We start from the raw sequence: 22,779 nt of genomic DNA, 5'->3' as shown, positions 1-22,779 counted from the left end.
AGTGTCGAGCTATTCTGCACTCTCTTATTTTTCGTAAATGTATTGAGAACATTTACGGTTTGGAGGCTTTTTAATGATACATCAGTATAAGAATAACGGTTATAATATCGTATTGGATGTCAACAGCGGCTCAGTACATGTTGTTGATGATATGGTATACGATATTATAGGACTTTATGAGAATAATACTCTTGAGCAGATTACAGATGCACTTAGAGACAGATATTCTGTTCAGGATATTAAAGAGGCATATGAAGAGATTGACGAACTTAAGGAAGCAGGTCAGCTCTTTACAGAAGATATATATGAACCATATATAGATAATTTTAAGGACAGACCTACAGTTGTTAAGGCTTTATGTCTTCATATAGCACATGACTGTAATCTTGCATGTAAATATTGCTTTGCAGAAGAAGGCGAATATCATGGAAGAAGAGCTCTTATGAGTTACGAGGTAGGAAAGAAGGCTCTTGATTTCCTTGTTGCCAATTCAGGCTCAAGAAAGAATCTTGAGGTAGACTTCTTTGGCGGTGAGCCAACTATGAATTTTGAAGTTGTTAAGCAGCTTGTTGAATACGGAAGAAGCATAGAAGAGGCTAATAATAAGAAGTTCAGATTCACACTTACGACTAATGGTATTCTTCTTAATGACGAGATTCTTGATTTCGCCAATAAGGAGATGAGTAATATTGTACTTAGCATAGATGGACGTAAGGAGATTAATGACCTTATGCGTCCGACAAGGAATAACCACGGCAGCTCATATGACATTATAATGCCTAAGTTTAAGAAGGTGGCAGAGAGCAGAAATCAGATGAATTATTATGTCAGAGGTACATTTACACATAATAATCTGGATTTTTCAGAAGATGTTCTTCATCTTGCTGATGAGGGATTTGAGCAGATTTCTGTTGAGCCTGTTGTTGCACAGCCGACAGATTCATATGCTATAAGAGAAGAGGATATTCCGTTCCTTTGTGAACAGTATGATATCCTTGCGAAAGAAATCATTAAGCGAAAGAAAGCTGGTAAAGGCTTTAATTTCTTCCACTTTATGATAGATATTAATGGTGGTCCATGTGTTGCCAAGAGATTGTCAGGATGTGGTTCAGGCTGTGAGTATCTTGCAGTTACACCTTGGGGAGATTTCTACCCATGTCATCAGTTTGTTGGTAACGAAGATTTCCTTATGGGTAATGTTGATGATGGAATAGTAAGACCAGACATCAGAGACATGTTTAAGAATAGTAATGTCTATTCAAAGGAAAAATGTAAGAATTGTTTTGCAAAATTCTATTGCAGTGGTGGTTGTGCAGCTAACTCATATAACTTCCATGGTAATATCAATGATGCGTATGATGTTGGATGTGAACTTCAGAAAAAGCGTATAGAATGTGCAATAATGATTCGTGCGGCCATGGCTGAGGAAGAATAAGTATAAGGGAGAGTTTTTAACATGAAGTACAGTTTACCTAAGAAGATTATTTATTCAATAATCGTTGCTGTTTTACTGGTTGGACTTGTATTAACAGCATTTTTCGGACTTAATGGAAAGGGATACGGAAGCACCTATGATATAGATCTTGGTCTTGATCTTGCAGGTGGTGTAAGTATCACATATCAGATTAAGGAAGATAACTTTACATCACAGGATGTAGAGGATACAATCTATAAGCTTCAGAAGCGAGTAGAAGGAAAGAGTACAGAGTCACAGGTTTATAAGGAAGGTGACAACAGAATTACTGTTGAGATTCCTGGAGTAACAGATGCTAATGAGATTCTTAAGGAACTTGGTACACCAGGTTCATTGGAATTCCTCGATTCTACAGGATATACAGCATTCTCACAGGGCAATGATTACACACCACTTCTTACAGGTTCAGATGTAAAGGCAGCACAGGCTTACACTGATACTAACAGTTCAGAAGATACACCTTATGGTGTCCAGCTTACATTTACAGATGATGGTGCTACTAAATTCTATGATGCAACATCAGCTAATATTGGTAACAGAATATATATAGTATACGACGGAGAAGTTGTAAGTGCACCTAACGTTAAGACAGCTATATCAGGTGGTACAGCAACTATCACAGGTATGGAATCATTCGATGAGGCAGATAACCTTGCAACATATATAAGAGTTGGTTCAATTCCTCTTACACTTGAAGAAGTAAGCTCTAACATCGTTGGAGCACAGCTTGGACATGCTGCTATCAAATCAAGTTTAATTGCTGCTGCTATAGGTCTTGCATTACTCTGCTTATTCATGATTGTTATGTTCAGAATTCCTGGACTTGTTGCAACATTATCACTGATTATCTATACATCACTTGTTTTATTCCTTGTAAGTGTATATGATCTTACTCTTACACTTCCGGGTATTGCCGGTATTATTCTTGGTATTGGTATGGCAGTAGATGGTAATGTTATTATCTACACAAGAATAAGAGAAGAGATTGGTGCCGGAAAGTCTGTAGAAAGTGCTATTCTTTCAGGTTATAACAAGGCAACATCATCTATAGTAGATGGTAACGTAACAACACTTATCGCTGCTTTAGTATTGTACATATTCGGTACAGGTCCAGTTAAGGGATTTGCTACAACTCTTGCAGTTGGTAATATAGTATCAATTTTTACATCACTTGTTATTACTAAGGTTATTATGAAGCTTTTATATAACTTTGGTATCAGGGATGCTAAGTGGTATGGTAAGAATGTATACAGAAAGACGCTTGATGTTCTTAGCATTAAGAAATGGGCTGCGATTGGCTCAGCAGTAGTTATTGCTGCAGGTATCATAACTATGGCAGTTCAGGCTGGTCTTGGAAACAGAGCATTAAATTTCAGCCTTGAGTTTGTTGGTGGTTCAACAACAACATTTACATTTGATAAAGAATATACAGCAGAAGAGATTGAGGATAATATCATTCCTGTAATCAGAGATGCTGCAGGTATTACAGAGGTTCAGCAGCAGAAGGTTGCAGATTCAACACAGGTTTCATTCAAGACATCAGATCTTTCACTTGAACAGAGAGAAGCTATTGAAAATGCGGTTACAGCTAAGTATCCAATCAAAGATGGAACAATCGTTGAGACAGATACAATCAGCTCATCAGTTTCTGCAACAGTTAAGAGAGATGCTATTCTTTCAGTTATACTTGCTACAATCTGTATGTTGATATATATCTTTGTAAGATTCCGTGATATCAGATTTGCACTTGCAGCTGTATTAGCACTTCTTCATGATGTACTTGTTGTTCTTGCATTCTATGCATTTGCAAGAATTCCGGTTGGAACAACATTTATTGCATGTATGCTTACAATAGTAGGTTATTCTATTAACGGTACAATTATTATCTTTGACAGAATAAGAGAGCAGTTAAAGACAGCTAATTCAAAGACTAACATTACAGAGCTTGTTAACTCATCAATAACAAGCACAATGTCAAGAACAGTATATACATCTATAACAACACTTATAATGCTTATTGTTCTTTTCATTATGGGTGTAACTTCGGTTAAGGAGTTCACACTTCCACTTATCGTAGGTATTGTTGTTGGTGCTTACTCATCAGTATGCTTAACAAGTGCTATGTGGTACGTAATGGGTGGTAAGAAGAGAGGCGTTGTAGAAGAGAATAATAAAAAAGCAGCTTCCAAGAAAGAGGTTTTTGAAGACGGTTCTCAGGTTTAATTAACAGATACAATAAGTTTATGACATGGCGGGGATTGTATATCAGTTCCCGCCATAATTGGTTTAATAATGAAACAGGGAGAAAAGAGTGAAAAGCAACTGGAAAGTATACACTAAGAAAGCTGATTTCAAAGCAATTGGGGAAAGATTTGGCATTGACCAGGTTATGGCAAGAATTATCCGTAACAGAGGGTTAGAAACGGACGAGCAGATAAATATGTATCTTAATGGAACCGTGGATGATATGCATTCACCACATTTATTAAAGGATGCAGACAAATGTGTTGATATCCTGACAGACAAGATACATGCTGGGAAGAAAATACATATTATCGGTGATTATGATATAGATGGGATATGTTCAACAACTATTCTTTATAAAGGGCTAAAGGCAGCGGGAGCAGATGTTACATTTGCAGTACCAGACAGAATTATTGACGGATACGGTATTAATGAGCATCTGATAGATGAAGCATATAATAATGGAACTGATACGATTATTACATGTGATAATGGAATTGCTGCGATTGAGCAGATTAAATATGCTAAAGAAAAGGGAATGACAGTAATTGTTACTGACCATCATGATATTCCGTTTGACTTTGTTGATGGAGAAAAGATACATAAAGTACCACAGGCAGATGCAATTGTTAATCCTAAGCAGGAGGACTGTCCGTATCCATTTGATAAGCTGTGTGGAGCCGGAGTAGCCTTCAAGGTTATTAAGATTCTATATGAGAGACTTGGACTTAATCCAATCGATCTTGAAGAATATGCAGAGCTTATGGCAATTGCAACAATAGGAGATGTAGTTGATTTATCAGATGAGAACAGGGTAATTGTCAAATATGGTTTAAAGCATCTGGCAGTAACTTCTAATATCGGTATAAGAGCGCTTGTAGAGGCGTGTGAGCTTGAAATAGACAAGATAAGCTCATATCACATAGGATTTGTTATAGGTCCATGTCTTAATGCGACAGGAAGACTTGATTCAGCAAGAAGAGCCATTGAGCTGCTTCTTACTACAGATATGGAAGATGCGAGAAAGAAGGCTTTAGAGCTTCGCACACTTAATGTTGAAAGAAAAGATATAACAGAAGAATATGCCGCTATTGCAATTGAACAGGTTGAGAACACTGAACTAAAAGACGATAAGGTGTTAGTTGTGTATCTTCCTGAATGCCATGAAAGTGTTGCAGGGATAATTGCAGGAAGGGTAAGAGAAAAATTCTACAGACCTTCAATAGTAATCACTAAGGCAGAAGATGGTGCAAAGGGCTCAGGGCGTTCAATAGAAGGCTATAACATGTTTGAGGAGATAAGCAAATGTGGTAAACTCCTTAACAAATATGGCGGACATCCAATGGCTGCCGGAATATCGCTTGATATTGATAAAATTGATGAATTCAGGAAAGCGCTGAATGAGAATCAGACAATGACAGAAAATGTACTAACGCCGACAGTGTGGATTGATGTGCCTATGCCGGTTGATTATGTTGATATAAAACTTATAAAACAGTTTGAGAAGCTGCAGCCTTTCGGGAAAGGTAATGAAAAACCGGTGTTTGCAGACAGAAATCTTACTGTCAGACAGTCAGCTGTGATTGGAAAAAATAAAAATGTATTAAGATGTCAGTTAGAAAGTGAGCATGGCAAGCTGGTGACAGCAATCAGGTTCAAATTAGACGGACAGGAGATACCAGAGGTTGGAAGGAAGATATCTATGGTGTATTACCCGGATATTAATGAATATAATGGGATTGTTTCAATACAGTTTCGGATAGAAGACTGGAGATATGTGTAAATAGCAGCCTTCCAATAAAAGAACCGTCGGTTCTTTGACCTGTATAGGTCAATGGGACCGGCGGTTTATATATTCTGTCTTATACTTAGAATAGACGATTTTCTGGCTGTTATACAGGCTGTAATATCCGGATAACAGATAACTTAATGCAATACACAGAATTGTGAATTTCATTGTTGATGCACCAAACATCTCAATAGATAGAATGAATGATGTGAGTGGGCAGTTAGTTACTCCACAGAACACACTTACCATACCACATGCTGCACACAATCCAACAGGGAGTCCGAATATAGGTGCTAAGAAGCTTCCAAGCGTTGCACCCACGAAAAGAGTAGGAACAATCTCACCACCTTTGAATCCACCACCCAATGTTACGGCTGTAAACAGCATTTTTAAAAGGAATACATACCATGCACAGCTTGTTACAAAGCTTTTTGCAATAATATCTGAGCCTGCACCGAGATAATCAGTTGTGCCAAATATGTAACGCATGGAAATAACAAGGACTCCGGCAATAATTATTCTTATGTATGGGTTGTTTATGTAATTAATGTAGAGCTTTGAAGTACCGTGTAAAACAACACACAGCAGAATGCTTACAAGAGCAAAAAGTACGGACATGATGATGAATTTACTGCCATTAATAAAAGAAAAAGAAGCGATTTCATCAACTACAAAATGTGTAGATTCAAGTCCCAGTGCAGAGGCTATGCCCTGTGCTACAAATGCAGCGAGTACGCATGGCACTAAAGCAGCATAATACATAACACCAACGCTTATTACTTCCATAGAGAAAACGGCTGCTGCAATAGGTGTTCCAAAAAGTGCTGAGAAACAGGCACTCATACCACACATAATCATAATTCGAGTATCCTTCTCATCGAATTTAAATAGTTTTGCAAATGTATTGCCTAATGCACCACCGACCTGAAGCGCAGCACCTTCTCGTCCGGCAGAACCACCACAAAGATGGGTAAGAAGAGTTGATATAATTATAAGAGGGGCAACTCTTCCAGGTACTTCATCATTCGACTGTATTGCAGTTATGACAAGGTTAGTTCCGCGGTTTCCTGCTTCGTGAACAATGTTGTACATGAATACAATGATGATACCTGCAACAGGCAGTCCGAATAGTAAAAATGGGTATTCAACCCGCAGGCTGCCTACATAACCAAGCATCAGGTGAAATACAGCACCGACAGAACCGATAAAACAGCCACATACAAACGAACAGAATAGCCATTTGAAAAGAGTTATTACTGCAAGTTTAAGCCGTTGAATATATTCAAACAAAGTTTCTTTATCCATATCCCAATACCTCATACTTTAAAAGTCCTTTTTACTCATGTTGCTGTTATGATAATCCGGATTATTGGTTACATCCTGTATAAACCATGAAGGTGGAGTGTATGAATTGGCTGCTTCAATAGTTGGAAATTCAACCTCAGCAAGAACAGTGCCTGCAAAAAGCCCCTCAAATATGTCTAGTTCAATTGTATATCCGCTATCATCAGGAATTTCATAACGTTTCTTGGTTATAATATTGCCATCAGCCTTTTTTATCAGATGATCATATGCATTCTTATTAAGTGGAAGATTATATTCTTCCCTTGCTATCATGCCGTTTCCTTTGTAGGTAAGATAAAAGTCATCATTGTCACGCCTTACGCGCACAACAGGGGAAGTATTAAGATAACCCTGTTCAATAATGCGGCATGGATATAAATCTATATCGTCAGGTATTCCTGACACAAGATATTTACGCTCGATTTCCATAATAAACCTCGATTCTTTTAACTTAATTAAATAAAGAGAAAAAAGGCTGCCACATAAGTGACAGCCTTTAAAAGTCATTCAATAATTACTTCTTCTTAGACTTCTTAGCTGGAGTGTTTACAACATCCTTTAAAGCCTTACCAGCCTTGAACTTAGGTGCCTTAGAAGCAGGAATCTGGATAGCCTTTCCTGTCTGAGGATTCTTACCTGTTCTTGCAGCTCTTTCAGCAACTTCAAATGTACCGAAACCTACTAACTGGATCTTTTCTCCAGCCTTTAACTGTTCTGCAACAGTGTCTGTAAAAGCCTTAACAGCCTTCTCTGCGTCCTTCTTAGAAAGCTCAGCCTTTTCTGCGATAGCAGCAACTAATTCTGACTTATTCATAATTAAATTGTCCTCCTTAAAAAATTAAGTAATAATAAGTATAAATTATTTATACTCCTAGATTGATAATTTGTCAATAAAAAGTGGCTCAAAATGGGGATTTTTGGCGCTTTTTGCTAATTGTAAACACTTACATTTCTTCCATTAATTCTTCCCAGTGTTCATATAATGTGTCTAATTCTTTCTTTAATTGAGTGGATTCATTATGAAGTTCCATTAAACGTGCTGTGTTACTGCCTATTGAAGGGTCAGAATATTCTGCATCAATAGCAGACATCCTGTCTTCGATTTCAGCAATTCTTTCTTCTGTTTTCTTGATTTCGTTCTGCTTTTTCTTAAGCTTATTCTGCTCTTCACGGGACTGCTGCCATGATAGTTTAGAGCTCTTTACAGAAATGTTGTCAGAAGAAATATCAGGTGTATCTGGAAAAGCCTTTGCTGTCAGTATATCCCTTTTTTCAATGTAATAATCATAATTGCCAATATAATTGACTATATTCTGGTTAGTGAGTTCAATAATTCTGGTTGCAGTAGCGTTGATAAAGTATCTGTCGTGGGAAACATATAGAACAGTGCCTGTGTAGCTGTTAAGTGCATTTTCAAGAATCTCTTTGGATACAATATCAAGATGGTTAGTAGGTTCATCAAGAATAAGCAGGTTGGCATTGGAAAGCATAAGCTTTGCCAGTGAAACTCTGCCACGTTCACCACCACTTAAATCGCGGATGTATTTGAATACATCATCATCAGTAAAAAGAAATGCAGCAAGGGTATTTCTTATTTGTGTGTTATTAAGGTCAGGATATGCGTCCTGAATCTCCTGAAAAAGGGTCTTGTCAGGGTCAAGCACATGATGTTCCTGATCGTAATAACCAATAGCAACCTTGGCACCAAGATAAATGCTTCCGCTGTCCGGCTGGATAATGCCATTAATAAGCTTTAATATAGTTGTTTTACCGGTTCCGTTATTACCTATTAAAGCAACACGCTCACCACGTTTAATCTCAAAATTAATATTATTGAAAAGAGTATTGCCGTCAAATGATTTGGTAAGGTCAGTAACAGTAAGAACATCATTACCACTTATAACAGATGGCTCAAGTTTAATGTTCATTTTTGCATTAAGTTCAACAGGCTTGTCAACAACCTTTATTTTATCAAGCATTTTTTCACGGCTCTCTGCACGTTTGATGGATTTTTCGCGGTTAAACTGCTTTAACTTGGCAATAACCTCTTCCTGATGCTTGATATCACGCTGCTGGTTTAAATATTCCTTTAACTTCATATTACGAAGAATTGCCTTCTTGGAAGCATAATCTGTGTAATTACCAGAAAAAACGGTACAGTCACCGTTATCAATTTCAATAATCTTGCTTACAATCTTATCAAGGAAATATCTGTCGTGAGCAACGATAAGAACAGCACCGCTGTAGTTGAGAAGATAATTCTCTAACCAGCTTATTGAATCCATATCAAGGTGGTTAGTAGGCTCGTCGAGCATTATAATATCGGGCTTGGAAAGTAATAGCTTACCTAAAGATACACGGGTTTTCTGACCTCCGGATAAAGTGTTTACGTGTAAAGAAAAATCCTCTTCAGCAAAACCAAGACCTTTGAGTACTCCCGTAATCTCACTCTTATACGCATAACCATTGTTCATCTCGAACTCATGATTAAGATTGGTATATCTGTTCATAAGGGATTCAAGTTCATCACCTGAAGCATTGTTCATTGCGGCTTCTATGCGTCTTAATTCACTTTCCATATCAAGGATATACTGTTTTACAGAAAGAAGCTCATCATAAATGCTTCTATCAGACTGAAGGTCCTGCTGCTGAGCAAGATAACCAAGAGTCTTATCCTTAGCAAGAGTGACAATACCTGTATCAGCAGGTTCTTCACCTGTGATAATCTTTAGCAGAGTAGATTTACCGGCACCATTGATTCCAACAATGGCAGCCTTCTCATGATCCTCTATATTAAAAGAACAGGACTTGATAATAACATCTGTTCCAAAAGATTTACTAATATTATTGCAAGATAAAATCATAAAAACTCCTTTTTATTATTCAGGCTATGACAATTAAGTTAGATACTTATATATCTGCTCATGTGGCGGTGTGCGTTTGCAGCTGTGTCTGTGTGTGCCATATGACCGATATATTGCGAACTGTGTGGGAGTTAATGCCGCTATATACATAAGAGCGGTGTGCTAAAGCTCGTTCAAGCGAAGCGTGTTTGATTTAGCACGCCGTAATAAGCTTTGTAGATAGCGGCATTTACTCCCACTAAGTGCAGCAATCCTTGAGGGCATATGGTATACACAGACACAGAAGTGAATGCACACAGCCTCATGAGCGGCTGAATATATGACATAACTTAATTGTCAAAGCCTGAATTAATATTCACATCGATTATATATGTACAAGAAATAAAATGCAATTATTACTTTGACTTATGGCTTTCTGTAATGTAAAATTAACAAGTTATAGAAATGGAGATTAAAGAATGAAATTTGATGAATTAAATATTGATGAAAGAATTTTAAGAGCGGTAGAGGATATGGGCTTTGAGGAGACATCTCCTATACAGACACAGGCCATTCCTGCAGTATTGGAAGGAATTGATGTTATCGGACAGGCACAGACCGGAACAGGTAAGACTGCTGCGTACTCTATCCCAATGTTACAGAAGATTAATCCAGATGTTAAGAAACCACAGGCAATTGTACTCTGCCCTACAAGAGAGCTTGCAGTACAGGTTGCAGAAGAGATAAGAAAGCTTGCCAAGTACATGAGCGACATTAAGGTGTTACCGGTATATGGTGGACAGGAGATTGTAAGACAGATTAAGTCTTTAAAAGCCGGCGTACAGATTATTGTTGGAACTCCGGGACGAGTTATGGACCATATGAGAAGAAAGACAGTTAAGTTTGATTCTGTTTCTATGGTTATATTAGATGAAGCTGATGAGATGCTTGATATGGGATTCCGTGAGGACATGGAAACAATTCTTACGGAGACACCAGAGGAAAGACAGACAGTTCTTTTCTCAGCTACAATGCCTAAGCCTATCATGGAGATTGCAAGAAAATTCCAGAAGGACGCCAGGATTATCAAGGTTGTAAGAAAAGAACTTACAGTCTCTAACATTGATCAGTTCTATTATGAAGTAAGGCCTAAGAATAAAACAGAAATCTTAAGCCGTCTTATTGATATATACAATCCTAAGCTGTCAGTTGTGTTCTGTAACACCAAGAGACAGGTAGACGAGCTTATATCAGAGCTTAAGGGCAGAGGATATTTTGCTGACGGTATACACGGAGATATGAAACAGCAACAGAGAGACCGTGTAATGGACGATTTCAGAAGTGGAAAAACAGAAATTCTTATTGCAACTGATGTTGCGGCAAGAGGAATTGATGTTGACGGAGTTGATATAGTATTTAACTATGACCTTCCACAGGACGAAGAATATTATGTACACAGAATAGGAAGAACAGGAAGGGCTGGAAAATCAGGACTTGCACTTTCATTTATATCTGGAAGAGAAGTATATAAGTTAAAGGATATCGAAAGATATTGCAAGACTAAGATTCTAGCAAAGCCAATTCCATCACTTGATGATGTCAAGAACACCAAGATGGATGGTATATTTGACAAGATTAAAGAGATGATTGAAGCTGATGAGCACAGAGCCATGCTTGATATGGTTGAGGAGCATGTTAATCAGGAAGACTACACATCAATGGATATGGCAGCAGCACTTCTTAAGATGATAGTAGGAGATACATTGGACAGAATCGATGAGGTTGAAAATTTCCATTTTGATGAAAATGCGGATACTTCAAGAATGGTAAGACTCTTTATTAATGTTGGTAAGAAGGACAAGATTACACCAGCCAATATTCTTGGAGCGATTGCAGGAGAATCTGGAATGCCGGGAAGACTTGTCGGTGCAATTGATATGATGGATAATTATACATTTGTTGATGTTCCTGCAAAGCATGCGGAAGCAGTACTTGCAGCAATGAATGACAATGTGCTTATCAAGGGCAGAAAGGTTAATGTAGAGAAGGCAAATGTATCTGCAAAGCCTGCAAGAAAATCCAAGTCAAAGCCAGATACAAGAAGAAAAAAAGACGAGTCCCGTGGAAAACATGACAAACTTAAAGAACGCAGAAGTAAAGGCGGCAAGGTAAGAAGAAATGGAGAAAAGTATTAAGCTTACCAGTCTTAACAGAAAAGAAGCGTTAAGATATCTGGGATATAAGAAAAATGCACCTGATGAGCGGGTGGAAGAGCTTATGGATGAATGTGAGGAGCTTGTATTAAAGACCGCAGTTCCAAGATTTATTTATAAGAAGTTCGATTTTACAGTTAATGAAGACGGTGTGGCATTTAAGAATACAAGCATGGTGCTTCCGGGTGAGTCTATTAAGAAGCACCTGTATAAATGTGATAGTGCAATATGCATGGCTGTAACGATATCGGAAGGTATTGACAGACAGCTAAGAGTGTTGCAGCTTACAGATATGGCAAAGGCACTGGTGTTTGATAGTCTGGCAAGTGTAGCTGTTGAACAGGCATGTGATAAGGTTGAAGAACTTTTAAGAGAGGAATATCCTGATTATTACCAGACATTCAGGTTCGGAATTGGTTACGGTGATTTGCCGATAAGCATGCAGGCTCCTTTCCTTAAGGTATTAGATGCCAGTAAAAAGATAGGACTTAATCTTAACAAATCATATATGCTTGCTCCAGTAAAGTCGGTAACTGCGGTTATCGGACTTACTAAGGAGCCGGTAAGTACTGAGAACAGAGGTTGCGCAACCTGCAATCTTAATAAAACCTGCGCATACAGAGGAATGGGAGGACATTGTAGTGGCTGACAGATTCAGAGAACTCTTAAAAAATAGAGATTATATAATATTTGATGGTGCTATGGGTACAATGCTTCAGGCAGCTGGCATGAAGATGGGAGAGACACCTGAAGTGCTTAATATAACAAGGCCGGAGCTTCTTGTTTCAATTGCAGAGCAGTATTTTAATGCCGGTTCAGATGTGGTATATGCCAATACATTTGGTGCAAACAGATATAAGCTTGAAGAATGCGGAAAAAGCGTTGAGGAGCTTGTAACTGCCGGAATTGTCAATGCAAAGAAGGCAAGAGATGCAGTAAAGCCTGACGGACTTGTTGCACTCGATGTCGGACCAATCGGACAACTTCTTGAGCCAACAGGCGTATTAAGCTTTGAAGAAGCATATGATATGTATGCCGAGATAGTAAAGGCTGGAGCTGCTGCGGGAGCAGACCTTGTTGTATTTGAGACAATGACCGACCTTTTAGATGTTAAGGCTGCTGTACTTGCAGCTAAGGAAAACAGCGACCTTCCTATAGCTGCTACGATGACATTTGAACAGAATATGAGAACATTCACAGGCTGTTCTATATCAGCAATGGCTCTTACGCTTACAGGACTTGGCGTTGATGCACTCGGTGTAAACTGTTCTTTAGGACCTAAGGAATTAGAACCGGTTATTGAAGAACTTGTAAAATGGACTAATCTTCCAATAATAGTAAAGCCTAATGCAGGACTTCCTGACCCTGAAACTAACCTTTATAATGTTACTGCAGTCCAGTTTGCAGATTTCATGAAGGATTTAAGAAAATATGGCATTAAGATATTCGGCGGCTGCTGTGGAACTAATCCTGAATTCATTAAAGAATTATCAGAAATGTTAAAAAGAGAAGGCAATCCGGCAGCACCACACAAATATATTCCGGGTGCAGTGTGTTCAGCAACAAGCACTGTTGTCGTTGATGAGCCAAGAATTATCGGTGAAAGAATCAATCCTACAGGTAAGAAGCTTTTTAAGGAAGCACTTTTAAGACATGATATGGATTATATTCTTGGACAGGCTTTAGAGCAGATATCAGGCGGAGCAGATATTCTTGATGTCAATGTAGGTCTTCCGGGAATTGATGAGCGTGAAATGATGATTGATACAATAAAGTCATTACAGGCAGTTGTAGATGTCCCACTTCAGATCGATTCTACAATACCTGAAGTACTTGAGGCAGCACTCCGTGTATACAATGGTAAGCCGCTTGTTAACTCAGTTAATGGTGAGGAGGAGTCTCTTAACAATGTTCTTCCTCTTGTTAAGAAATATGGTGCAGGAGTTATCGGACTTGCACTTGATAAAGATGGCATTCCTAAGAAGGCAGAGGACAGAGTTGCAATAGCAAAGAAGATTATGGACAGGGCTGTTGCAATGGGAATCCCTAAAGAAGATATTTATATTGACTGCCTTACACTCACAGCTTCTGCTGAACAGGAGGGCGTAATGGAAACTCTTAATGCACTTCATACAGTTAAGAATGAGCTTGGCTTAAAGACAGTGCTTGGTGTTTCTAATATTTCATTCGGACTTCCAAACAGAGTGCTTGTAAACCACATTTTCCTTACAATGGCACTTACTAACGGACTTGACCTTGCGATTATAAATCCTAACATCCCAGAGATGACAGGTGCGGTAAGGGCGTACAAGCTTCTTGCCAATATTGATAAGAATTCAGTTGATTATATAAAAAACTATGGCGCTATGCCAAATGTTTCTAAGATTGATCCTGTCAAGAAGGAAAAGAAGGATGGGAACTATACAGGAGATGACCTTTTCTATGCCGTAGAAAAAGGACTTAAAAATGAAGGGGCTGAGATAACAGAGGCACTTCTTAAAACTATGGATTCGATGGAGATTGTTAATCAGGTGCTTATTCCTGCGCTTGATAAGATAGGTGCTGAATTCGAGAAGGGTACATTGTTCCTTCCACAGCTTATTATGGCAGCATCAGTTACACAGGCAGCATTTGAAGTTATAAGAAAGCATATGGTTATGTCTGATAATGCTCCTGTAAGCAAGGGAAAGATTGTTATAGCTACAGTCAAGGGGGATGTCCATGATATCGGTAAGAATATTGTTAAGGTTCTTCTTGAAAATTATGGATATGATGTTATTGACCTTGGTAAAGATGTCGAGTACCAGACAGTTGTTGATGCAATAAGAGATAATGATGTTAAACTGTGTGGACTTTCTGCACTTATGACAACAACACTTGTATCTATGAAGGAAACAATTGCACTTATAAGAGAAAATAATCTTGATTGTAAGGTTATGGTTGGCGGAGCAGTACTTACTCCGGAATATGCTAAAGAGATAGATGCAGATTTCTATGCAAAGGATGCAAAAGAATCTGTTGATATTGCTAAAAGAGTTCTTGGTTAAAATTTTGACATATCGAGAAAAAATGTTTATAATTATAGCACTTAGTATAATTGATTTATATAATATTTGATGTGTTTTTTATATATGCAATTGTAGTCTGGAGGTTTATGGTAATGGAAGAAAAAAAGATTTCATCGGCGGTAATAAGAAGGCTGCCAAGATATTACAGATATCTGGGAGAACTGATAGAGTCTGGTGTACAGAGAATATCATCTAAAGAATTGAGCGCCAGAATGAAAGTGACTGCCTCTCAGATAAGACAGGATCTTAATAATTTTGGAGGCTTTGGTCAGCAGGGATATGGATATAATGTGCAGTACCTGTATGAAGAAATTGGCAAGATTCTTGGAATAGACAGAAATCATAATATGGTTATTATCGGAGCCGGTAATTTAGGCAAGGCAATAGTTAATTATAGTGATTTTGAAAAAAGAGGATTCGTTATTAAGGGAATATTTGATAATAATCCTAAGATTAAGGGCACTAAGATTCGTGGAATAGAAGTAAGGATGATGAATGAACTTACTGATTTTATTAAAGATAATGAAATCGAGATAGTTGCACTTACTATTCCTAAAGAAGCAGCAAGACAGATAGCAAAGGTTGTTGCTGATGCAGGAGTCAAGGCTATATGGAACTTTGCACATACAGATCTTAATCTTCCGGATGATGTTATTGTTGAGAATGTACATTTGTCAGAAAGTCTTATGAGACTTTCATATACTATTGCTAACAGAAAGTAACTGTTTGGGAGGATAATATGGCAGAACCTGATATTGAGAAGCTGAAAAGTTGTACAGCCATAAATGATATACCGATACTTACTCTTGATGAAAGATGGTATCACCTTATAACAGATAAGTTAAAGACGGACGAAATACGTTACTGGGAAAAGCGCCTTAATGAGCTGCTTAAGAAGCAGGGACAGGTTAATAATGACATAAAAGAAGTAAAAAAGATAAAAAAACAGCTTATTCAGGATGTTGTTGATAATATGCAGGATGAAGATAACGATCCTAAGAAAGCTAAGGTTATGGAGCAGAATCAGAGACTTATCCAGGAGGCAAAGGATAAGATTAACAGTCTTGAGGATGAGGCACTTGATATACCGAGGGATATTGTTGATGCTAACAGAAATCTGCTTATAGAGACAGTAAAGGTGTGTTATAATAAGATTAACAGTAACAAAGAAGATCTTGAAGTACTTGATAAATGGATTAATGCAACCAGAGTAAAGTTAAAGAAGAATATTCTTATCAGGCAGGATAAAGAAGAAGCTAATAATCGTATGTATTCATCAATGCATGATATTTTAGGAGCAGATGTCATGAAAGAATTAGACAGAATTAACGAGGAATAAGGTTATGGAATATTTAGCAGATTCACATACAATGAAGACAGTTGATAACTGTTCAATACAAGAGTTTAAGATTCCCTCAGTGGTGCTTATGGAAAGAGCCGCACTGGGGGTTTCAGTGTTTTTAAAAGGTCTGATTACCAGAGAGAAAAGTAATAAATGCATCAAAACTGTATGTGTATGTGGCAGTGGCAATAATGGTGCAGATGGACTTGCCGTTGCAAGACAGCTCAATGAGAATGGCATTAATGTAAGTGTTGTTATTGCGGGAACATCAGAGGGAACAGAAGAATACAGACTGCAGAAAAATATTGTCAGCAATCTTGGAATAGAATGTGTGGAATATAATGGCAATATTGATTTTTCTGAATATGATTATATTGTAGATGCAATGTTCGGGATAGGACTTTCAAGAAATATTGAAGGAAGATATGCACAGATTGCAGAAGCTGTCAACGAAGCAGGGGAAAAAGGCTCTGTGGTTGTTGCTGTGGATATTGCATCAGGAATTAATGCTGATAATGGTCAGATTATGGGAGTGGCTGTCAAAGCTGATTATACTGTAACATTTGGTTATAAAAAGACAGGTATCATGTTTTATCCGGGAGCAACATACAGTGGTAGTGTGGAGGTTGTTAATGCAGGATTTGTTCCTGAAAATGTGTTACATAATAAAGTGGATGGCTTTGGCAGAACATTCACATATACGGATGACGATATAGATAGACTTGTTGTGAGAACTTCGGACTCTAACAAGGGAACATACGGAAGAACGCTTATAATAGCAGGCTCTAAGGATATGGGGGGTGCTGCGGTTTTATCAGCAAGCGCAGCATACAGGAGTGGAACAGGACTTGTTAAGATTCTTACACATGAAGCAAATAAAACACCGTTACTTGTACGGATGCCAGAATGCCTGATTGCAACTTATCAGGATAATAAGCCTCTTGCAGCAGAATTGAAAAAGGATTTTGCATGGGCAAAAAGTATAGCTGCAGGACCAGGTCTTTCTATGAATGAAGTGGCAGCAGAGATTACCAGAAGTGTTATTGAAATTAATGATAAGGTCAGAATATTAGATGCAGATGCACTAAATATTATAGCTGCAGAAAAAATTGATTTTAGGGGAAATGCTGAAGGCAATATTATTGTTACGCCGCATCTTATGGAAATGTCAAGGCTTATAGGAAAAAGTGTGTCAGATATTAAAAAGAATCTGGTACAGTGTGCAAAAGAATTTGCAAAAGAACATCAGTGCATATGTGTATTAAAGGATGCAAGAACAGTTGTAACAGACGGAACAAATGTGTATATCAACAGTACAGGTAATGATGGAATGTCAACGGGAGGTTCAGGAGATGTTCTTACAGGACTGACAGCGGGATTTACAGCTATGGGAATTGATGCATTTGAGGCAGCATGTCTGGCTGTATATGTTCACGGAAAAGCTGGAGATATTGCAGCATTAAACAGGGGAAAGGCAGGGATGACGGCATCAGATATTGCAAATGCAGTTGCAGATGCTATTAAAAGATAAAAGATAACTGAATACACACTTAAAAGTAGGCAATACTAATGCCAGAGGAAACAATTTAGCTTTAGGAGTGTGACAGTTGTGGTAATAAAAAGAGGAGATATTTTTTATGCAGATTTAAGACCTGTGGTTGGCTCGGAGCAAGGGGGAATAAGACCGGTACTTATTATACAGAATGATACAGGAAATAAGCACAGTCCAACAGTTATATGTGCTGCAATAACGAGCCAGATGCATAAGAGTAAGCTTCCAACTCATGTAGAGCTGGATTCATCAAGATATGACATGGTTAAGGATTCAGTAATACTTTTAGAACAGTTAAGAACGATAGATAAAAGAAGACTCAAGGATAAGGTGTGCCATCTGGATAATGACATCATCGGACAGGTTAATAAAGCACTGTCTGTAAGCTTAGAGATGAATTGACTGTCAGCATAAAACTGTGTTATTATAGACAGGATAATTGTTATCGTACAATAGGATATTATTTATGGAGGAATATTATGAATGACGGCCATCCCGCGGATGGGAAAGAAAAGAAGTTTTCGTCACTGTTTAAGAGATTTGGCAGAGGAAAACGCGATGAGGATGTAACAGAAGAGATAATGGATATGGTTAATGAGAGCCATGAACAGGGTGTGCTTGAGGAGAATGAGGCTGAGATGATTGGCAATATATTCGAATTTGGAGAAAAGCAGGCATCAGATGTAATGACTCACAGAAACAATATTGTAGCACTTGATAATGATATTACGGTTAAAGAGGCATTTGACCGTGTTATGGAAGAAAATTATTCAAGGTATCCGGTATATGATGGAGATATTGATAATATAACAGGTGTGTTACATATCCGTGATCTTCTCAAAATATATGTAGAGGAAAGCAACCAGAGCAGAAAACTTGGTGAGGTTGGGAAAGAAATACTTTTTCAGCCATATTGCATACCTGAGACGAGAAATATAAGTCCATTATTCAGGCAGATGCAGTCAGATAAAATCCATATGGCTATAGTTGTGGATGAATATGGACAGACAGCAGGAATCATAACAATGGAGGATATACTTGAGGAAATAGTAGGTAATATCCTTGATGAATATGATGACGAAGAGGAACAGATAGTAACCGACGCAGACGGTTCTTATATAATAGAAGGTCAGGCTGATCTTGAAGATGTGGAAGCCAGGTTAGGAATAGAATTTGAGTGTGAGGATATTGATACACTCAGTGGTTTTATGATTTATAAGCTTGGCAAAATACCCGATGATGGGGAGAGCTTTGAAGTTGAGTATAATGGGTACATATTTAAGACTCTTGAAGTCCGTAACAGGATGATACTTAAAGTTAAAGTAGAAAAGGAAAATCGGGAAGGACATATTGACGGATAAGCAGCCGGATTCCTTAGAATGGGGGAATTATGCGTAAATATGAATTAGATATTTCATACGAAGGCAATATGCCTAATGAGGTTGAATTCACACTCGATGACAGATATGTTGTCAAAATTGGAGATGAAAGATTTTATAATCTTATGGGAGAGACAATGCTCTCAGCTTTTAACGGACTTGTTCACCCTGATGATGTAACTACATTTGAACATTTTGTTAATTCTGATATGTCAGAGGAATATTGCGTTGTCAGATGTCTTATTAAGAATGGAACATATCGCTGGATGCTCCTTCTAAAAAAGAAGATATATAATGTCGGTTCTGAACGTATGGTAAAGCTTGTTGCGCAGGATATTATTGTTATATCTAATGACTTTGACATGTATTATCACAGGGTAAGAAAATACAGAGCTTTAATGAATGTTATTGAAGAAAAGATTTTTGAATATGACCCAGAGACACGGATGCTGACAATATATTGCTACAGAAATAATAAATCCGAGATATTCGAGAGAATGGATCTTATTGAGTGGAGAGACGCATGCATTAATAAGGGATATGTTACTAATGATGATGTTATTCATTTTGAAGCATTATGCACAAGCATCTTAAGCGGCATGTCTAGTTTTACAGTGAAGTTCAGTTCATCTATTATGTCTAGGGGAGAAAGAGTCGATAATCTCGTGTTTAATGGACAGGCATTAATGATAGAGTCTGATAAGAGACTCACTGTTGGTGTTATTTCTGAGCCAGACAAAAGAACCAGAGTGGTTCAGGAGCACACAGATATGGACGAGGCAAAGCTTGACTCTGCTACCGGAATATATAACAAGAAAGCCATTACTGACATGATAACGGAAGAAATCAATAAAGCAGCTGTTGAAAACAAGAATAGACAAATGTATCTTATGATACTGGATATTGATAATTTTAAGAGAGTTAATGACAGCTACGGGCATTATTTTGGTGATGAAGTAATTAAATCTTTTGCAGATTCATTAAGAATGTCAGTAGGAGGAAGAGGCCTTGTTGGAAGAATTGGCGGCGATGAGTTTATGGTACTTCTTAAAGATGTATCAGTAGAAGAAATCCGCATAATGCTTAAATCCATGAGAAAAGGTCTGAAAATGTTACTGGCACAGAAGCAGCCTGAATATCTGTTTTCTACTTCAATAGGAATTTCCCAGTTTTCAAAAGACGGAACTGATTTTGAAACTTTATTTAAGATTGCAGATGCAGCATTGTATATTGCAAAAGAAAAGGGTAAAGACAGGTACATAATATATGATTACGACAAGCATGGCGATATATTGGCTGATATGAAGCATGATATTGCATTTGGCAATGAATTTATGAAGCCTATGGCGAAGTATGAGCTTGCAGCTAATATCGTTATGAAGGTTTCACTTGGACAGATGAAAGTCATGGATGTTCTTTCTGAGATAATGGATAAGCTTAATATTCATGGTATAAGTATATTTGCAGGAAATGATATGAAGTGCATATACAGTACAGGTCATTACAAGATTAAGGTCGAAAATGCTTCATATATATATAAAGATGGATATGAAAGCCACTTTGACGAATATGGTATCAATTGTGTTAATAATATTGCATCGCTTACAATTAATTTCCCAGAGGCATTTGGCAGATTAAGAGATAATAATATCTGTTCATTTGTCCAGATGAAAACTATGGGAAACGATGAGCAGGAATATACGTTTGAATTCGATATATTTGGAACTAACAGAAGAAAATGGAGTGACACAGATATATCAATGTTAAAAATGATTGTCCTTGGCATGACAAATGCTATAAGTGGGCGATTGACAGATTGATGTTGTGTGCTATAATTAATTGGCAATTAAAAGTAATTTGCAGATGAATTAGAGTTTTAGGAGTGTTAGATATGAGACGAGCAGTTTTTTCTATTCTCGTAGGTAATTCAGCCGGTGTACTTAGCCGTGTTGCTGGTATGTTCAGCCGCAGAGGATATAATATAGACAGCCTTACTGTTGGTGAGACTCTCAACCCTGAGTATTCACGAATGACTATCGCAGTAACAGGTGAGGATGATGTTCTTGAGCAGATTGAGAAACAGCTTAACAAACTCATTGATGTGAAGGAAATTGTAGAACTTCCTGCACATGAGTCTGTTTGCAGGGAACTTGTTATGATTAAGGTTGAATGTGGTCCGGAGAAGAGACAGCAGGTTTCATCTATAGCAGATATATTCAGAGCCAATATTGTTGATGTATCAAAAGAGTCAATGATAATTGCACTTACAGGAAGTTTGAGTAAGATGAATGCATTTATTGAACTTCTTGAAGACTTCAATATTACAGAGGTTGCAAGAACAGGTATTACAGGTCTTGCAAGAGGGAGTGCTGATTTGAAAAAGAGGTAATAATTCTTTGGAGTATCCAGAGAACTTTTACAATATAAAACACATTTATATGGAGGTAGTTTAAAATGGCAGAAGCTAAGATCTATTATCAGTCAGATTGTAATTTATCATTACTTGACGGTAAGACAATCGCTATTATCGGTTATGGTAGCCAGGGACATGCACACGCATTAAATCTTAAGGATTCAGGTTGTCATGTAATTATCGGACTTTATGAGGGCTCTAAGTCATGGAAGAGAGCTGAAGAGCAGGGATTTGAAGTATTCACTGCTGCAGAGGCTGCTAAGAGAGCTGATATCATCATGATTCTTATCAATGATGAGAAGCAGGCTAAGCTTTATAAGGAAGATATCGAGCCAAATCTTGAGCCGGGTAACATGCTTATGTTCGCACATGGTTTCAACATTCACTTTGGTTTAATTAAGGCTCCTAAGGGTGTTGATGTAACAATGATCGCACCTAAGGCACCTGGACATACAGTTCGTTCAGAATATCAGGCTGGAAAGGGTACTCCTTGTCTTGTAGCTGTAGAGCAGGATGAGACAGGTAAGGCTCTTGATATGGCACTTGCTTATGGTCTTGGTATTGGTGGAGCAAGAGCCGGTCTTCTTGAGACTACATTCAGAACAGAGACAGAGACAGACCTCTTCGGTGAGCAGGCAGTTCTTTGCGGTGGTGTTTGTGCACTTATGCAGGCTGGTTTCGAAACTCTTTGCGAAGCTGGATATGATCCACGTAACGCTTACTTCGAGTGTATCCACGAGATGAAGCTTATTGTTGACCTTATTTACCAGTCAGGTTTTGCAGGAATGAGATATTCAATCTCTAACACAGCTGAGTATGGTGATTACATAACAGGACCTAAGATTATCACAGAGGATACTAAGAAGGCTATGAAGAAGATTCTTTCTGATATTCAGGATGGTACATTTGCTAAGGAATTCTTACTTGACATGAGCGATGCTGGTGGACAGGTACATTTCAAGGCTATGAGAAAGCTTGCTTCTGAGCATCCATCTGAGAAGGTTGGAGCTGAGATTAGAAAGCTTTACAGCTGGAACAATGAAAAGGATATGCTTATCAACAACTAATAATCAGTAATTGATAATATTTAAGGGCTGCCGTTATGGCAGCCCTTTTTG

General features: G+C 37.9%; 18 protein-coding genes. 14 read left to right on the top strand and 4 right to left on the bottom strand.

Annotated elements, in window-relative coordinates; all coding sequences use genetic code 11:
* Positions 1-73 precede the first annotated feature (73 nt).
* The 3 genes from scfB to recJ all read left to right on the top strand — a co-directional run bounded on the left by scfB (position 74) and on the right by recJ (position 5,501).
* On the top strand, positions 74-1,435 hold the full coding sequence (scfB, locus tag EUBELI_RS06735) for a thioether cross-link-forming SCIFF peptide maturase (RefSeq protein ID WP_012739621.1): 1,362 nt from the start codon (positions 74-76) through the stop codon (positions 1,433-1,435).
* Positions 1,436-1,456: 21 nt separating this feature from the next.
* Entirely contained in the window at positions 1,457-3,697 is a 2,241-nt protein-coding gene (locus EUBELI_RS06730; protein WP_012739620.1) for a protein translocase subunit SecDF, read from the top strand.
* A gap of 88 nt (positions 3,698-3,785) precedes the next feature.
* Entirely contained in the window at positions 3,786-5,501 is a 1,716-nt protein-coding gene (gene recJ / locus EUBELI_RS06725; RefSeq protein WP_012739619.1) for a single-stranded-DNA-specific exonuclease RecJ, read from the top strand.
* A 48-nt stretch (positions 5,502-5,549) separates the two neighbouring features.
* Here the strand turns inward: recJ and EUBELI_RS06720 are convergent, their stop codons facing one another.
* From EUBELI_RS06720 to EUBELI_RS06705, 4 genes are all read right to left on the bottom strand, one after another.
* The gene (locus EUBELI_RS06720) at positions 5,550-6,812 is read right to left on the bottom strand and encodes a chloride channel protein (protein ID WP_041688164.1); all 1,263 of its coding nucleotides are present in this window, start codon (positions 6,810-6,812) and stop codon (positions 5,550-5,552) included.
* An 18-nt stretch (positions 6,813-6,830) separates the two neighbouring features.
* Complete coding sequence (locus EUBELI_RS06715; RefSeq protein ID WP_012739617.1) at positions 6,831-7,280, bottom strand: CYTH domain-containing protein; 450 nt, start codon at positions 7,278-7,280, stop codon at positions 6,831-6,833.
* Positions 7,281-7,365: 85 nt separating this feature from the next.
* The gene (locus EUBELI_RS06710; RefSeq protein ID WP_012739616.1) at positions 7,366-7,665 is read right to left on the bottom strand and encodes an HU family DNA-binding protein; all 300 of its coding nucleotides are present in this window, start codon (positions 7,663-7,665) and stop codon (positions 7,366-7,368) included.
* A 130-nt stretch (positions 7,666-7,795) separates the two neighbouring features.
* On the bottom strand, positions 7,796-9,715 hold the full coding sequence (locus tag EUBELI_RS06705) for an ABC-F family ATP-binding cassette domain-containing protein (protein ID WP_012739615.1): 1,920 nt from the start codon (positions 9,713-9,715) through the stop codon (positions 7,796-7,798).
* A gap of 458 nt (positions 9,716-10,173) precedes the next feature.
* On the opposite strand from EUBELI_RS06705, the gene EUBELI_RS06700 reads away from it, so the two are divergent.
* The 11 genes from EUBELI_RS06700 to ilvC all read left to right on the top strand — a co-directional run bounded on the left by EUBELI_RS06700 (position 10,174) and on the right by ilvC (position 22,728).
* Positions 10,174-11,889 carry a DEAD/DEAH box helicase gene (locus EUBELI_RS06700; RefSeq protein WP_012739614.1) on the top strand — a complete coding sequence of 572 codons (1,716 nt, stop codon included), beginning with the start codon at positions 10,174-10,176 and terminating at the stop codon, positions 11,887-11,889.
* The gene (locus EUBELI_RS06695; RefSeq protein ID WP_012739613.1) at positions 11,873-12,556 is read left to right on the top strand and encodes a vitamin B12 dependent-methionine synthase activation domain-containing protein; all 684 of its coding nucleotides are present in this window, start codon (positions 11,873-11,875) and stop codon (positions 12,554-12,556) included. Before EUBELI_RS06700 ends, EUBELI_RS06695 begins: the two co-directional genes overlap by 17 nt.
* Positions 12,549-14,954: a homocysteine S-methyltransferase family protein gene (locus EUBELI_RS06690; RefSeq protein ID WP_012739612.1), complete on the top strand. Its 2,406-nt coding sequence runs from the start codon at positions 12,549-12,551 to the stop codon at positions 14,952-14,954. Before EUBELI_RS06695 ends, EUBELI_RS06690 begins: the two co-directional genes overlap by 8 nt.
* A gap of 113 nt (positions 14,955-15,067) precedes the next feature.
* On the top strand, positions 15,068-15,697 hold the full coding sequence (locus EUBELI_RS06685) for a redox-sensing transcriptional repressor Rex (protein ID WP_022099129.1): 630 nt from the start codon (positions 15,068-15,070) through the stop codon (positions 15,695-15,697).
* Between the two features lie 17 nt (positions 15,698-15,714).
* Positions 15,715-16,314: a hypothetical protein gene (locus tag EUBELI_RS06680; protein WP_012739610.1), complete on the top strand. Its 600-nt coding sequence runs from the start codon at positions 15,715-15,717 to the stop codon at positions 16,312-16,314.
* Between the two features lie 4 nt (positions 16,315-16,318).
* Positions 16,319-17,848: a bifunctional ADP-dependent NAD(P)H-hydrate dehydratase/NAD(P)H-hydrate epimerase gene (locus EUBELI_RS06675; protein ID WP_012739609.1), complete on the top strand. Its 1,530-nt coding sequence runs from the start codon at positions 16,319-16,321 to the stop codon at positions 17,846-17,848.
* A gap of 78 nt (positions 17,849-17,926) precedes the next feature.
* Positions 17,927-18,271 carry a type II toxin-antitoxin system PemK/MazF family toxin gene (locus tag EUBELI_RS06670; RefSeq protein WP_041688162.1) on the top strand — a complete coding sequence of 115 codons (345 nt, stop codon included), beginning with the start codon at positions 17,927-17,929 and terminating at the stop codon, positions 18,269-18,271.
* A 77-nt stretch (positions 18,272-18,348) separates the two neighbouring features.
* Complete coding sequence (locus tag EUBELI_RS06665; RefSeq protein WP_012739607.1) at positions 18,349-19,230, top strand: hemolysin family protein; 882 nt, start codon at positions 18,349-18,351, stop codon at positions 19,228-19,230.
* A gap of 29 nt (positions 19,231-19,259) precedes the next feature.
* Complete coding sequence (locus tag EUBELI_RS06660) at positions 19,260-21,068, top strand: sensor domain-containing diguanylate cyclase (protein WP_012739606.1); 1,809 nt, start codon at positions 19,260-19,262, stop codon at positions 21,066-21,068.
* 71 nt (positions 21,069-21,139) lie between these two features.
* Entirely contained in the window at positions 21,140-21,637 is a 498-nt protein-coding gene (gene ilvN / locus EUBELI_RS06655) for an acetolactate synthase small subunit (protein WP_012739604.1), read from the top strand.
* A gap of 65 nt (positions 21,638-21,702) precedes the next feature.
* Positions 21,703-22,728, top strand: a complete 1,026-nt coding sequence (gene ilvC / locus EUBELI_RS06650) for a ketol-acid reductoisomerase (RefSeq protein ID WP_012739603.1) — start codon at positions 21,703-21,705, stop codon at positions 22,726-22,728.
* Positions 22,729-22,779 lie beyond the last annotated feature (51 nt).

Origin of the sequence: [Eubacterium] eligens ATCC 27750 (assembly GCF_000146185.1) — a bacterium.
In the GTDB taxonomy this organism is placed as follows: domain Bacteria; phylum Bacillota; class Clostridia; order Lachnospirales; family Lachnospiraceae; genus Lachnospira; species Lachnospira eligens.
Note: the sequence above shows the minus strand (reverse complement) of the source record. Positions and strands in the feature narration are given on the sequence as shown.